The 13,734-nt window shown below is 64.0% G+C and carries 17 protein-coding genes; 9 read left to right on the forward strand and 8 right to left on the reverse strand.

The genetic code is table 11. From position 1 onward, the window contains the following. Window positions 1-3: 3 nt before the first annotated feature. The 5 genes from LZ519_RS04760 to LZ519_RS04780 form a co-directional block, all read right to left on the reverse strand. Entirely contained in the window at window positions 4-396 is a 393-nt protein-coding gene (locus LZ519_RS04760; RefSeq protein ID WP_249867573.1) for an aminotransferase-like domain-containing protein, read from the reverse strand. A 56-nt stretch (window positions 397-452) separates the two neighbouring features. Next, the gene (locus LZ519_RS04765; protein WP_249867574.1) at window positions 453-719 is read right to left on the reverse strand and encodes a hypothetical protein; all 267 of its coding nucleotides are present in this window, start codon (window positions 717-719) and stop codon (window positions 453-455) included. 108 nt (window positions 720-827) lie between these two features. Next, the gene (locus LZ519_RS04770; RefSeq protein ID WP_249867575.1) at window positions 828-1,013 is read right to left on the reverse strand and encodes a hypothetical protein; all 186 of its coding nucleotides are present in this window, start codon (window positions 1,011-1,013) and stop codon (window positions 828-830) included. Window positions 1,014-1,156: 143 nt separating this feature from the next. Then, on the reverse strand, window positions 1,157-1,582 hold the full coding sequence (locus LZ519_RS04775; protein ID WP_348539380.1) for a DUF6804 family protein: 426 nt from the start codon (window positions 1,580-1,582) through the stop codon (window positions 1,157-1,159). Next, window positions 1,497-2,762 carry a lysozyme inhibitor LprI family protein gene (locus LZ519_RS04780; protein WP_249867577.1) on the reverse strand — a complete coding sequence of 422 codons (1,266 nt, stop codon included), beginning with the start codon at window positions 2,760-2,762 and terminating at the stop codon, window positions 1,497-1,499. Before LZ519_RS04780 ends, LZ519_RS04775 begins: the two co-directional genes overlap by 86 nt. A gap of 130 nt (window positions 2,763-2,892) precedes the next feature. Here LZ519_RS04780 and LZ519_RS04785 point away from each other — a divergent pair, with 130 nt between their 5' ends. Then, complete coding sequence (locus LZ519_RS04785) at window positions 2,893-3,783, forward strand: hypothetical protein (RefSeq protein ID WP_249867578.1); 891 nt, start codon at window positions 2,893-2,895, stop codon at window positions 3,781-3,783. Window positions 3,784-3,803: 20 nt separating this feature from the next. Here LZ519_RS04785 and LZ519_RS04790 read toward each other — a convergent pair whose 3' ends face one another. Next, a complete protein-coding gene (locus LZ519_RS04790) occupies window positions 3,804-4,271 on the reverse strand; it encodes a hypothetical protein (RefSeq protein WP_249867579.1) in 468 nt (155 codons plus the stop codon). Window positions 4,272-4,386: 115 nt separating this feature from the next. Here LZ519_RS04790 and LZ519_RS04795 point away from each other — a divergent pair, with 115 nt between their 5' ends. From LZ519_RS04795 to LZ519_RS04820, 6 genes are all read left to right on the forward strand, one after another. Next, complete coding sequence (locus LZ519_RS04795; protein WP_249867580.1) at window positions 4,387-4,608, forward strand: hypothetical protein; 222 nt, start codon at window positions 4,387-4,389, stop codon at window positions 4,606-4,608. Between the two features lie 241 nt (window positions 4,609-4,849). After that, a complete protein-coding gene (locus LZ519_RS04800; RefSeq protein ID WP_249867581.1) occupies window positions 4,850-5,908 on the forward strand; it encodes a sensor histidine kinase in 1,059 nt (352 codons plus the stop codon). Window positions 5,909-5,927: 19 nt separating this feature from the next. Further along, on the forward strand, window positions 5,928-6,860 hold the full coding sequence (locus LZ519_RS04805; RefSeq protein ID WP_249867582.1) for an MBL fold metallo-hydrolase: 933 nt from the start codon (window positions 5,928-5,930) through the stop codon (window positions 6,858-6,860). Continuing rightward, window positions 6,860-7,297 (forward strand): YeeE/YedE family protein, encoded by a 438-nt coding sequence (locus tag LZ519_RS04810; RefSeq protein ID WP_249867583.1) that lies wholly within the window; start codon window positions 6,860-6,862, stop codon window positions 7,295-7,297. The genes LZ519_RS04805 and LZ519_RS04810 overlap by 1 nt, the downstream gene beginning before the upstream one ends. Beyond that, entirely contained in the window at window positions 7,294-7,737 is a 444-nt protein-coding gene (locus LZ519_RS04815; RefSeq protein ID WP_249867584.1) for a YeeE/YedE family protein, read from the forward strand. Before LZ519_RS04810 ends, LZ519_RS04815 begins: the two co-directional genes overlap by 4 nt. Continuing rightward, the gene (locus tag LZ519_RS04820) at window positions 7,734-8,522 is read left to right on the forward strand and encodes a sulfite exporter TauE/SafE family protein (protein ID WP_249867585.1); all 789 of its coding nucleotides are present in this window, start codon (window positions 7,734-7,736) and stop codon (window positions 8,520-8,522) included. Before LZ519_RS04815 ends, LZ519_RS04820 begins: the two co-directional genes overlap by 4 nt. Window positions 8,523-8,524: 2 nt before the next feature. Here the strand turns inward: LZ519_RS04820 and LZ519_RS04825 are convergent, their stop codons facing one another. After that, window positions 8,525-9,865 carry a UDP-glucose dehydrogenase family protein gene (locus LZ519_RS04825; RefSeq protein WP_249867586.1) on the reverse strand — a complete coding sequence of 447 codons (1,341 nt, stop codon included), beginning with the start codon at window positions 9,863-9,865 and terminating at the stop codon, window positions 8,525-8,527. 90 nt (window positions 9,866-9,955) lie between these two features. Between LZ519_RS04825 and LZ519_RS04830 the strand changes: the two genes are divergently transcribed. Further along, window positions 9,956-11,008: a potassium channel family protein gene (locus LZ519_RS04830; RefSeq protein WP_249867587.1), complete on the forward strand. Its 1,053-nt coding sequence runs from the start codon at window positions 9,956-9,958 to the stop codon at window positions 11,006-11,008. Window positions 11,009-11,077: 69 nt separating this feature from the next. Then, complete coding sequence (rimO, locus tag LZ519_RS04835) at window positions 11,078-12,418, forward strand: 30S ribosomal protein S12 methylthiotransferase RimO (protein WP_249867588.1); 1,341 nt, start codon at window positions 11,078-11,080, stop codon at window positions 12,416-12,418. Here the strand turns inward: rimO and LZ519_RS04840 are convergent. Then, window positions 12,415-13,695 (reverse strand): amidase, encoded by a 1,281-nt coding sequence (locus LZ519_RS04840; RefSeq protein ID WP_249867589.1) that lies wholly within the window; start codon window positions 13,693-13,695, stop codon window positions 12,415-12,417. The two genes, rimO and LZ519_RS04840, sit on opposite strands and share 4 nt — an antisense overlap. Between the last annotated feature and the right edge of the window lie 39 nt (window positions 13,696-13,734).

Raw genomic sequence — 13,734 nt, forward strand, 5'->3', positions numbered from 1 at the left:
GTTTCAGGCGGGAGCGCTCGCGGCAAGGTGCGGGCCTCCCGTGCCCCGCATCGGCGACAGCAATTCCCGGCAATGCGCCTCTAGGGCCCGCAAAAGCTCCAGGCTGCGCTCGGCATAAATGCGCCGCATCCGTCGGATGTGCCGGGCCAGGTGCCCTTCGGCAATGAACGCGGCAAGCGCGCCCTGCTCGATCGCCGGGCCATGCCAGTCGAGGGCTTCGCGCGCCTCGCTCAGCGCCGGCACTGCCCAGTTCGGCGCAACGACATAGGCGATGCGAAGCGCCGGCAGCATGCTTAGCGAGAAGGTGCCGACGAAGAAGCCGCGCCCGTGGCCGTCCAGCCGGTACAGGCTTTCGCTGCAATCGTGCCTGACGCCGCTGAGTGCGCGCGCCGTCAAGCGGGATTCGGATCAGACGAAACCTTGATCGGATAAGGCCGGGACGCTCGACGTCCCTACTGCGGCACTCCGCCAAGTCCGCCCTGCGCGGCCCCGGGGGTTGCGTGCATCATTCCGGCGTTGCTCGCATTGTCGGTCACGCCCGGCACCTTTTCGAGGTCGCCGTTCACGTCGGTGCAGACGCGCTTTGGCATCCGGCTTCCGGACACTTCCATCGTCACGCACTTCTGCTTCGCCTTCTTCTTGGCGACGGGTGCCGGCTGGACGCCTTCGACGACGATCGGCTGCTGCGCGATCAGCAGGGCCGCTAGCAAGAAACTCATGATTTTCCCTTCCCCCCGGCAGTGAGCCGAATCAGCGACTTATTTACAGCCAGCCCCCCGCCGAGTCCCCGATTTTTCTGCAAACGGCGGCGTCCGGCGGCGCGAGCGTCACTTGAGCGGCGAGGTCCTGACAATGCCCACCCGCCCCTTGTCCGACCAGACTTCGATGCGGACGTCGGGCGGCTGCCCGGCCGCCTTCTTCACGGCGTCCAGGACGTCGCGCGCCTTCACCTCCTGCGCATCTTCCAGCAGGGCGTCGCGAAAGTAGAGGAGCCGGTATGTCTGCATCGCCATGGAAACGATCCAGGCGCGATTAGAGCCCGGATTTGTCGGCTGACCGACACTGCCGCGAGCCAGGCGGTTGCCACTGCAGGATTAGCGGCCAGATGAAGTGCCGCGGAATCTTGAAACGAGCGGGTGCACAGCGACGTACGCACTTAGAGGGTTTGTTTGCTCACCGTGCGCATGGACCGCATGTGAACGACGAAGAGGAGTATCGTCGCAATATTGACGACGCTCCAAATATCGCGGTTCAAGTGGATTCTGAAGATCGGATTGTAGAGGATGGCAACCGCACCAAGCACCCAGGTCCATCCCGTGCGGCCGGCATTGTTTTCTTGCACGGCGAGGTGGATGCAAACCCCGCAGACGACCAGTCTGAGGAGCACGTAATATCCGTAGGGCAGCTCAAGGAGCGCAACTGCAAGCGCCGCCATCGAGGCCAACCAAACCCATTTCGAGGTCAACGATCTCTCCGCGTAAGAGCAGCGGAAGCAGCTAACCCTTCCACTGACCTGCTTTGATGTCTTCGATTTCACGCATGCGGTTGTAGTAGGTTTGCGAGATGCACGGCGCTCCGACACAACGATCGCGATAACCGATAAATCGCGCTGCAGTTCGCTTTAGCAAGGATCGCTGCTGCAGTGTCGCATCTTTTAGCGCTCGATAATACTGCTCGGCCATGTCACGATCCAGCGCAGCGAGAACGCTGTCGGAACACACAATTTTTTCGCTGCTTGTGTTCGCTTTGGCGCAGTTGAAGCTCGGGGATGTGGCAGATGATGCTGAGTTTGCACCGTTGGCAAGACTATCATCCGAGTTGGCGGGGACAGGGTTGTCAGCCTTGTCACTCTCCCTCGCCTTCGATTCAGCTATCCGCTGTCTAACAGAGGCTTCCGCCGCTGCTTCGGCTGCCTGCTTAATCGAGATTAGGCGAGAGGAGACCGTATAAGCAGGGGCGCCTGCTTCCTCATATCGATCAGCTTGATTCTGCGCTTGGAACTGGAAGTAAGGCATGGGTTGCCAACCAGCGGCACGGCTTACTTCCGCGTCAACGTGAGCAGCGGCGTAGTCGAATGCGGCGCACCAATCTGCTGATGGCCAACTGGGTTGTGACGCGACTCCCGAATGGCACTTTTCGCTCATGGATCGGGCGCCAGCCATGCCAGACTTAGTGAGAATCTGTGCGAATTTATCCGCCGCAGACTCGATATCGTCAAATTGGACGGACGCCTGCGGGACGTTGCCCAGGGTTGCTGGAGCTGGTGCGGACGCGGGAGTAGCGTCCAGGTCGTTCTCCACTACGAGGTTTTCGGCCGTCAGATTCTCGACCATCATGTCATTGTTCGCGGCCGGTGAGCCGCCTCCCACGAAGGCGCCGACAACTACTACAAGGACGAATGCGCCAATCACTCCAGTCACAATTCTGGTGCCACGATCATCCCACGGCACGCGTGGAGGCTGCGTCGATGGCTGACTCTTGTGTGGGGGAGGCGGTGGTGGAGGCGGGCCCTGCGATTGCTCATTTTTTTCGGACGCGCTTTTCGCACGGGCTTTGCGCTCAGCGTCGTACCGACTCCGCCTGGCTTGATCCCGTAACACTTCATATGCTTCGTTAATCTCGACGGCTCGCTTTGCGGCGTCGGAGGACTTGTTTGTATCGGGGTGATAGCGCCGCATCAGCGCCCGATATGCCGCCTGGATAACCACATCTTCGGAATCAGCGGCAACGCCGAGGATTTGATAATAGTCGCGACTGGCCATCGAGGCAGCTTATTACGTCCGACGGTAAACGGAAATCTAATTGCTCCGTTCAGCGACCTCTCCGTGACCATCCCCCGGATGGTCACAAGTGCCTTTCCTACAGCTCCCATCTTATGTTCCAATATGGTTCATGGAAACCACATCGCATGAACCACAGCCAGCCGACGCGACCAGCAACGGCGTCCCTCCCACCACGTCCATCATCCGCCACGACGGATGGACCGGCGAAAAGATGGCGATCTTTTGCGAGACTCTCGCCGAGACCGCCGTCGTCGCCGAAGCCTGCGATTCCGCGCGCATGGGCATTTCCGGCGCTTATGCCTGCCGCCGCCGCAACCCCGTCTTCGCCGCCGCCTGGGACGCGGCACTGACCATCGCCCGGGAACGGCTGGCCGACACGCTCCTCGCCCGCTCGATGGAGGGCAATATCGAGCAGATCTGGCGCGACGGCGAAGTGGTCGGAGAGCGCCACCTGCTCGACAACCGTCTCGGCCTCGCCATCCTCCGCCGCCTCGACCGCATGGCGGAGACAGGCCTGTCGCTCCACTCCAACCTTCAACAGCCCAAACCGCCCGCCATCGTTCCCCGCTCGAAGCCTTTCGACTGGGAACTGGCCGTGAATTCGCTGCGGACTGGCGATGACGAAGGCGTGGCCAGGGCACTTGCCCTCATCGAGGGTAACAAAGTGGAGGAAGTGGAAGACCCCCTGAATCGACCCCTCTCCCCTGAGGAAGAGCCGGAAGAATTCGACCTTTCCCACCGCTTCTGGCTCGACGACGATTGCGACGAGCGCCTCTGGATGACCGACTTCCCGCCGCCCGAAGGCTTCGCCGGCTACCAGAGCTGCAACTGGGGCGACCCGGGGAAGATCTACAAGCGCGAGTGCACTCCGGAGGAAGTCGCGGTTCTCGACGCCGACGCCGCCGCTGCTGTCGCCCGCCAGCGAGCCGAGGAAGAGCGGCTCCGCGACGAATGGCTGGAGTTGCTGAAGGCCGAGCTTGCGGAGGAGGCCGCGGGCTAAGTCCGCACTGCGCCTTGGCCTCAAATCCTCTGCTTGAGCCCTTCCAGCGCGACGACGTCGCCATACTCGACGACCGGTGCGCCGATCAGCCGCATCCAGTGGCCTGCCGTTCCGTGACCCGGCCGCATTTCCGCGTCGATGACGAAGGCCTTCTTCTGCTTGATGGCCTCAGAGCGGATACGCTCCATCAACGGACGGCTCCGGGGGCTGTAATAGGTCAGCGCCTCGGCGCGAGTGATCGGCGTTCCGCGCGGCACTCCGAAAATGTCATAGACTTCGTCGGACCAGCGGAGCGCTCCGGTGCAAAAGTCGTAGCTCCACTTGCCAGCGCCGGGGCCTTGGGCCAGCCGTTGCTTTGCGGCGGCCCGGATATCCTCGACCGAACAGTCGAGCAGCAGGCCGAGCTCGAACCGGTGGCCGCGAACGTCCAGCGGCCAGATGTGAACCGGGACGGGGTTGCTCGGCGCTATTGGCCCGTTCTGGGACAACTTGCCCCCCTGACCTGCATCAATTGCGATGCAAAGATGCTACTATATCGGTTACGCAACCAATCGCACAGCCTGACCTCTCCTGGCTGCGCCTCGACGGTTCGGAGCTCGCGGCATGGAAATTCAATCGCTGGTGATCGACTCCCGCCAGATCGAGCTGTCGCTCGGTTCGAACGACGGCGGCCGGGAATATGTTTTCGCCCGGCTTCCGTTCAACGGCGACGACTATCGCGACAAGTCTCTCGACGACGTCCGGATCGCGTCGCTCAACCGGGTTCGCGAAGCGATTGACGGGGCCATCGGCACATTGAACGGGAAAGCGCCCTCCACGCGCTGAACCTAGCCCGCCGGTGCGCCGGATTAGGTCCGATCCGGCCTCAGCACTTACCCCTATGGGTAGAAATCCTGATCGATGTTAAAGAGATACCCCGAGGAAGCGCTCGGTCCTTACCCTTATGGGGAGTTGCGACATGAAGGCCGATCAGAGCGCGAACGACGGCAGGAATAGCAAAGGGGCCGGGCAAGGCCCCGAGCTTGAGTGGATCACTTCAAAACCGCCGGGCTCCGCAGCGGGCAGTGTGCCGGGCCCGATCGAAGTCTGGCAACACCTTCTGGACGGCCTCACCGAGCAGATCGCGCTTCTCGATGAGGATTGTAACATCCTTCTCGTCAATCGTTCCTGGGCCCGCACCGCGGAGCTTTACGGCCACTTCTCCCTCATTCCCGGAACCAGCTATCTCGAATTTTGCCGGGCGATTGCTGCCAAAGGACTGCAGGTGGCGCGCGAAGTGGTCGCCGGGCTCGAGGAAATTGCCGACGGCAAGCGCACCTCCTTCGAAATCATCTATCAGGCCAGCGATCCCGAAAGGGCCGGCAACGACCACCGGCTCTGCGTCAACAGGTTCGAGGCGGATGGGCGCATCTTCATTTCCATTACTCGCTACGACATCACCCGCCTGGTGGAGCTTCGCAGGCTGCGCGAGCAATTCAGCAATTCCGTCATCAAGGGCCAGGATGAGGAGAGGCGGCGGCTGGGCCGCGAAATCCATGACTCGACGATGCAGCTGCTGGCCAGCCTCGGCATGATGATCGGCCAGCTGAGGCGGACCTGCCGAACCGGCGAATGCCAGCCTGTCCTCGACGACATGGAGCAACTGCTCGGCGAAGCGCAGCAGGAGATCAGGTCGATTTCCTACCTCGCCCATCCGCCGCTGCTGGACAAAATGAGCCTTACGGAGGCCTTGCGCTCCCTGGTCGAAGGGGTCAGCCGGCGGACCGGCCTCGATGTCAGCTATGAGTGCGTCGGTGAGCCCCGGTTCCGCTCGCCGGCCGCCGAAGGCGCTATTTACCGGGTGGTCCAGGAAGCGCTGTCCAACGTCCATCGCCATTCGAAGGCTCGGCACGCCACTGTCCGCCTGAGCGAAGGCAAGGGCATGGCGCACGTCGTCATCGCCGACGACGGGGTCGGGATGCCGCACGACGTCCATGCGGGCGTTGGCCTGGCGGGAATGCGCTCGCGGCTTTCGGAGCTCGACGGGCGCCTGTTCATTCGCCACCGCTCGCCAGGCACGGCGGCCATCGCCAGCCTTCCGCTGGAAAGGAGATCTGTGCCGCCGCCCCGGCGACAGCGGACGTAATCCGGTATAACGAGGCCGCATGTCGGACGACCGGGCGATCGAGATTTCGGCTGAGCAGGTGCGGCGGGCGCTCGCCGGTGACGCACCGCGGCCCGAGGTCACCTGCTTCTTCAACGAGCCGACCTTCACCGCGACCTATGTCATCGCCGATCCCTCCACCGGCCGTGCGGCGATCATCGACAGCGTGCTCGATTTCGACCAGCCGTCGGGCCGCACCTCGACTGAGTCCGCTGACGAGATAATCGCATTCGTCGAGCTAAAGGGGCTCACGATAGACTGGCTGCTCGAAACCCACGCTCACGCCGACCACCTCTCTGCCGCTCCCTACTTGCAGGAAAAGCTCGGCGGAAAGATCGCCATCGGCCGGGACATCAGCGCCGTCCAGGAAGTCTTCGGAAGGGTGTTCAACGAAGGCACGCAATTCCCGCGTGACGGATCTCAGTTCGACCATCTGTTTGGCGACGGCGACAGCTTCAGCGTCGGAGACGTTGCGGCGATCGCCCTGCACGTCCCCGGCCACACGCCGGCCGACGTGGCCTATGTCATCGGCGATTCCGCGTTCGTCGGCGACACCATGTTCATGCCGGACTACGGTACAGCCCGTGCTGATTTCCCGGGCGGCGACGCCCACCAGCTGTACCGGTCGATACGCCGGCTGATGAAGCTTCCTGACGAAACCCGCGTGTTCCTTTGCCATGACTACAAGGCGCTTCCCAATCGAACCCACTTTGCCTGGGAAACGACGATCGGCGCTCAACGGACTGGCAACGTCCACGTCCATGAAGGAGTCACCGAGGATGCCTTCGTCGCGATGCGCACCGCCCGTGACGCCACGCTCGACATGCCGCACCTGATCCTTCCCTCAGTGCAGGTGAACATGCGCGCAGGCCACCTTCCGGAGCCCGAGGAGAACGGCACGCGCTACCTCAAGCTTCCGCTCGACCTGTTGTGATGCTGGAGCCGCTTTCACCGCTGAGCGCGATTGCCGGAGGGCTGCTGATAGGGACGGCCGCTGCGCTGTTCCTCCTCCTGTCCGGTCGAATAGCCGGCGTAAGCGGGCTTGCCGCGACGGTTGCGCGGATTGCCGACGAAGGACCGCCCTGGCTGCAGGCCGCGAGTTTCGTCATTGCATTGCCGCTGGGTGCTTTGATCGTGTCGGCAACGCTCCGTACGCCGAACATACAGGTGACGTCGTCGGTGCCGCTTCTGATCGCCGCCGGGCTGCTCGTCGGCTTTGGCACTCGCCTCGGAAGCGGCTGCACCAGCGGTCACGGAGTGTGCGGAATGGCGCGCCTGTCGCCCCGCTCGATTGCGGCCACCGCGACCTTCATGCTCCTCGGCATCGCCACGGTCTTTGTCGTCCGGCATCTGCTTGGAGGCTTCAAGTGAGGCCGCTGCTCCCCGGCCTCGTCGTCGGGCTGCTTTTCGGTGGCGGACTCGCGCTTTCGGACATGATTAACCCGTCGCGGGTGCTTGGCTTCCTGGACGTAGCGGGGAACTGGGATCCGACGCTCGCCTATGTGATGGCGGCCGCACTGGTGCCGTCAGCGCTTGGCTATTGGGCGAGCAGGCGAATGCAGCGTCCATTGCTCGGCAGCGACTTTCGGATCCCGCAGAACCGTGCCGTCGAGCCGAAGCTTCTCGCCGGGGCCGCGATCTTCGGCATTGGTTGGGGTCTCGTCGGCTTTTGCCCGGGCCCGGCTATCGCCTCGCTCGGCTTCGGCATGCTGGAGCCCTGGCTTTTCGTAATGGCGATGCTGGCGGGAATGCTTCTCCACCGTTTCTACCAGGATTCGACCGTTCGACGTCGGCGCTCCGCGGGGTCATGATTCTGCAGCCGCTGCAATATCTTCTCGGCGTCGGCTCGGGAGCGATGGTTGGCTTCGTTCTTGGTTTGGTCGGCGGCGGCGGGTCGATCCTTGCCGTTCCGCTGATGGTCTACCTCGTCGGCGTCCGCGATCCCCACCTTGCGATTGGGACCAGCGCGTTTGCGGTCGCCGCCAATGCCGCGACTGGCCTTTTCAACCATGCCCGTGCAGGCCATGTGAAATGGCGCTGCGCCGGGCTTTTCGCCTTGGCCGGAATCGCCGGCGCTGCCGCCGGATCCACTTTCGGCAAGGCCTTCGACGGCGACAAGCTGCTCTTCCTCTTCGCGCTGGTCATGATCGCCGTCGGGATTCTGATGCTTCGCCGAAAAGGTGGGCACGGCAATGCGGAGGTGAAGCTGGGGCGGGAAAATGCCGGAAAGCTGGTCGCCTACGGCCTGGGCGCCGGTGTCTTCTCCGGCTTTTTCGGGATCGGGGGCGGCTTTCTCATCGTGCCCGGCCTCATCGCGGCTACCGGGATGACGATGATCAGCGCCGTCGGATCGTCGCTCCTCGGGGTGACCGCGTTCGGTCTCACGACCGCGGCCAACTACGCTTTATCGGGGCTCGTCGACTGGGCGCTTGCGCTTGCGTTCATCGCCGGCGGGCTCGCCGGAAGCTTCTTGGGCACCCGCCTCGCCCGCCACCTGACGCGAAGCAAGGACAGGCTTACCGCGGTATTTGCCGGGCTGATCTTTGCCGTCGCCGCCTATATGCTGTGGAAGAGCTACGCCGCAGCCTGGGGCTAAGCCTATTCCGCGGCTACTCGAAGCGGCGCCGATGATCCCGCCGGACGGCCGATCGCGAAATAGGTCATTCCTGCCCGCTCGGCCTCGTCGCGCTCGTAGACGTTGCGGAGGTCGACCAGCACGCGGCCGCGCATCGTCTTTGCAATCCTGTCGAGGTCCAGCCCCCGGAATTCTTCCCACTCGGTGACGATGACCAGGGCATCCGCACCTTCGGCGACCTGCTGCGCCCTCGCCGCATATTCGATTGGGGGAAGCACCCGCTCCGCCTGCTCCATCGCCGCCGGGTCGTATGCGATGACGCTCGCGCCCTGATCGATCAGCGCCTGGACCAGCGGGATGGAGGGAGCGTCGCGCATGTCGTCCGTGTTCGGCTTGAAGGCCAGGCCAAGCACCCCGATGCGCTTGCCAGCCACGCTTCCGCCGAGCGCATCGGCGACCCGGCCCGCCATGCTGGCCTTGCGCTTGTCGTTGACGTCGACGACGGTGCTGACGATCCGCTGCAGAACGCCCGCTTCCTCGGCCGTCCTGAGGAGCGCGAGCGTGTCCTTCGGGAAGCAGCTTCCGCCATAGCCGGGGCCGGGGTGCAGGAACTTGGGGCCGATGCGGTTGTCGAGCCCGATTCCGCGAGCAACTTCCTGGACGTCGGCTCCGACTGCTTCGCAAAGGTCGGCGATCTCGTTGATGAAGCTGATCTTCACCGCGAGGAACGCGTTCGCCGCATATTTGGTGAGCTCCGCGGTCCTCCGTCCGGTGAACAGGATCGGTGCCTTGTTGAGGAACAGCGGGCGGTAGATTTCCCGAAGGACGTCGCGGGCATGCTCGTCTTCGGCTCCGACGACGATCCGATCAGGGTGCTTGAAGTCGGCAATCGCGGCGCCTTCACGCAGGAATTCGGGGTTTGAGGCGACGCTGGTCCCCTTCGGCGCCTTCTCCTCGGCAAGGATCTCGGCGATCTTGTCGCCGGTGCCGACGGGAACGGTGGACTTGGTGACGATGACTACCGGCGCTTCCAGCGCCTGGGCGACCTCACGGACGGCGGCGAAGACGAAGGTCAGATCGGCGTGGCCGTCGCCTCGGCGAGCCGGCGTCCCGACGGCGATGAAAACCGCCTCGGCGCCCTGGATCCCCGCCTTGAGGTCGGTTGTGAATTCCAGCCGACCCCGTTCGACGTTGGCCTTCACCAAGGCCTCGAGTCCCGGCTCCCAGATCGGCATCCTGCCCGCCTTGAGAGCGTCAATCTTGGAGCCGTCCTTGTCGATGCAAACGACGTCGTGACCGAAATCGGCGAAGCAGGCGCCGGACACGAGCCCGACGTAACCGGTTCCGATCATCGCGATACGCATTCAGCACTCTCCGGAGGGAATTTGCCGCCGCCCATTAGCGGTGCGGTTCGGTGTTGGCCAGCAGCGCGGCTCGCGACTAAGGTTGTTCCAATGCCGGTCGAACCGCCAGCTCCTATACGCGCGCGCAGGCTGAACCTGGACCCGCTGCACATGACTTTGCGGCGCCAGTCACGGCTTCGCCCGGCGGCTCAGTTCTCGATCCGGATGGCGATCATGATCGGGATGATCGTGATCATCGTCGCCTTCCACTGGATCGAACGCGACAGCCTGAAAGACCAGATCGACGGTCACGTCAGCTTCAGCGACGTCATTTACTTCACGATGATCAGCGCGACGACGACGGGCTATGGAGACATCGTACCGGTGACCGACCGGGCGCGGCTGTTCGATGCCCTGGTCGTCACACCGATCCGCGTCTTTTTCCTGCTCTTGCTCGCCGGCACCGCCTACACGTTCATCATCAAACAGACCTGGAACAGGTGGCTGATGAAACTCATCCAGAAGAACCTGCACGACCACATCCTGATTGCCGGTTTCGGAGTCAGCAACGACAAGGCGCTCGAGGAGCTGCTTGCTCGCGGGACGCTGCCGAAGCGGATCGTGGTCATCGACAACGACCGTGACGCGCTCGACCGGGCCGCCGAATGCGGAGTTGCCGTGCTCCAGGGGGATGCGACCCGCGACGAAACTTTGCTTGCCGCCCACGTCGACCGGGCGGCGGCACTGCTGATCTCCACAGGGCGCGACGACAGCAACATCCTGGTGGTTCTCACGGCGAGGAAGCTGTCGGCCAAGGTGAACATAAGCGTGACGATCAGCGAGACGGACAACGAGGATCTCGCGAAACAGGCAGGCGCCGACACCGTGATCAACCCGGTCAGCTTTACCGGCCTGTTGCTCGCAGGCTCGCTCGAGGGACCATATCGCGCCGAATATCTAAGCGACCTCGCAACCTCCGAAGGGAAGGTCATGCTGCGCGAGCGAATCATCGGCGATGAGGAGGCGGGCCGCGCACCTCACGAAGTCTGCGGCGGCCAGATCGTGCGGCTGGTCCGTGAGGGGCGGGTCCATGCGGCGGGCGACCCGGCATTCCACTCACTGCGCTCGGGCGACCGGGTTCTCGAAATCATCGATTCCGCCTGAGCGCCGGGTCGAAGCGGCGCTTAAGCCTCGATTCAGCCGCACTTTTCGATTAAGGGCGCGCACTTCCTCATGAAGACGACAACTCTCCCGAAGCCCCCGCGCGTGGGCCTGGTCTCGCTCGGCTGTCCCAAGGCATTGGTCGACAGCGAGCGGATCATGACCAAGCTGCGCTCCGACGGCTACGACATGTCCCCCGATTATGCGGGCGCGGACGTGGTGCTGGTCAACACCTGCGGCTTCCTCGACAGCGCCAAGGCCGAAAGCCTGGAAGCCATCGGCGAAGCGATTGCCGAGAACGGCCGGGTCGTCGTCACCGGCTGCATGGGCAAGGAAGCCGATGTCATCCGCGCGCGCTTCCCGGGGGTGCTCGCGGTCACCGGCCCGCAGCAATATGAAGAGGTCGTCGCCGCGGTCCACGACGCCGCACCGCCGGTTGCTTCGCCGTTCACGGATCTCGTCCCGGAGGCGGGGTTGAAGCTCACCCCACGCCACTACAGCTATCTGAAGATTTCCGAGGGCTGCAACCACCGCTGCGCCTTCTGCATCATCCCGCAGCTTCGCGGCGACCTTGCCAGCCGCCGCCCCGACGCGATCCTGCGCGAGGCCGAAAAGCTGGTCCAGGCGGGCACCAAGGAGCTCCTGGTGATCAGCCAGGACACGTCGGCCTACGGCGTGGACCTGAAGCACGCCACGTGGAGCTGGCACGGGCGCGACGTACGCGCCCACATGACCGACCTGGTGCGCGAGCTCGGCTCGCTCGGCGCATGGGTGCGCCTCCATTATGTCTACCCCTATCCGCACGTGGACAGCGTCATCCCGCTGATGGCGGAAGGCCTGCTTCTCCCGTATCTCGACATCCCGTTCCAGCACGCGAGCCCCAAGGTGCTCAAGGCGATGAAGCGGCCGGCCAACGAGGCCAAGGTCCTCCAGCGGCTGAAGGACTGGCGTGCGCTGGTTCCGGACATCGCCGTCCGCTCCTCCTTCGTTGTCGGCTTCCCCGGCGAAACCGAGGAGGATTTCACCTATTTGCTCCGCTGGCTCGAGGAAGCGCAGCTCGACCGCGTCGGAGCGTTCAAGTTCGAGCCGGTGCACGGTGCCGCGGCGACCGACATGCCCGACCAGGTGCCGGACGAGGTCAAGCAGGAGCGCTACGGGCGCGTGATGGAGCTTTCGGCGCGGATCTCGGCCGACAAGCTAGCCGCTAAAGTCGGCAGGACGATCGACGTCCTTATCGACGCAGTCGACGGCGACACCGGCGGAGCGACCGGCCGTTCGAAGGCCGACGCTCCCGAAATCGACGGCGAAGTCCATCTTCGTGACGCGGGCCACCTCAATGCCGGCGATATCTTGTCGGTCAAGGTCGAGGATGCCGACGAGCACGACCTTTTCGGAGTGCCGCTCCAGTCCTAAGCGAGTTCGCGCTCGATCGCGGCCGCCATCCGGAATAGCTTCAGGTCGGCTCCGCGCCGCGCGAAAAGCATGAAGCCCGCGGGCAGGCCGTCGCCGGCCATGGGCAGCGAAATCGCGCAAAGATCGAAGAAATTGGCGATCTCCGTATTGCGCAGGAGAAGCCGGTTCTTGCGCCGGAATTCGTCGACAGACGAGACCTCGGCCATCGTTGGTGCGACGATAGGCGTCGTCGGCAGGACCAAGGCGTCGAAGCCGGCAAGAAGTTCGTCCATCGCCTGGGCAAGCCCTGCCCGGGTGTGGAGCATCTCTCGGTAGCCCGCCGGCGGCACAGCCGCCCCCATCTCGATACGGGTCCTGATGAACGGATCGATCTCGTCCCCGCGCGCCGCCAGCCGCTCGCGATGGAGCTGATAGGCCTCAACCGTCGCGATCGTGGCCGTCGCGTTGACGGCGGCCATGTCTTCGAAAAGCGGGGTCTCCACTTCCGCGAGCTTTGCCCCGGCCCGTCCGAGCATCGAGAGCGTCTCCATGAACTTCCTGGCGACCGTGTCGTCGAGGTCTCGAAGCGGCAACCCGCCTGCAATCCCAAGCTTGAGACCCTCAACGGCATCCGGTTGAAGCGACCAGGGCTCTTCGCCCGCCAGGACCGCGTCGGCCTTCGCGCAATCCTCGACGCTTCGCGCAATGGGACCGACGGAGTCGAGCGTTTGCGAGAGCGGAAATGCTCCGTCGGTCGGGATCCGGTATTTGCTCGGCTTGAACCCGACCAGGCCGCACAAGGCCGCCGGGATTCGCGTCGATCCGCCCGTGTCGGTGCCGATCGAAATCTCGCACATGCCGTCGGCAACAGCGACGGCGGCGCCGGATGAGGACCCGCCGGGCACCCTCGCCCGGTCCGCAGGATTGCCGGGCGTCCCGTAATGCGGGTTCGCGCCGACCCCGGTGAAGGCGAGTTCCGACATGTTCGTCTTGCCGACGATGACGGCGCCCGCGTCGCGAAGCCGGCGAACTACCGCCGCATCTTCTTTGGCCGGCGCCGAATCTTCCAAGATGCGCGATCCCGCCCGGGTCGGCTCGCCAGCGACATCAAATAGGTCCTTGATGCTGACGATGACGCCGTCGAGCGGGCCGAGGCTGGAGTCGTCTCGGGCTCGTTTGTCGGCGGCGTCAGCTTCGGCGCGGGCGGTTCCGTGATAGACCGTCAGGAAGGTGCGGGCGCCCTCCCCGGCCGGATCACCAATGCGTTCAAGCGCGGCTTCGACGCGGTCACGAATCAACAATGCCTCCGTTGGCGGAATCTTTCGTACTTCGACCGG

The sequence above is a fragment of the Sphingomonas anseongensis genome (genome assembly GCF_023516495.1).
Classification (GTDB): Bacteria; Pseudomonadota; Alphaproteobacteria; order Sphingomonadales; family Sphingomonadaceae; genus Sphingomicrobium; species Sphingomicrobium anseongensis.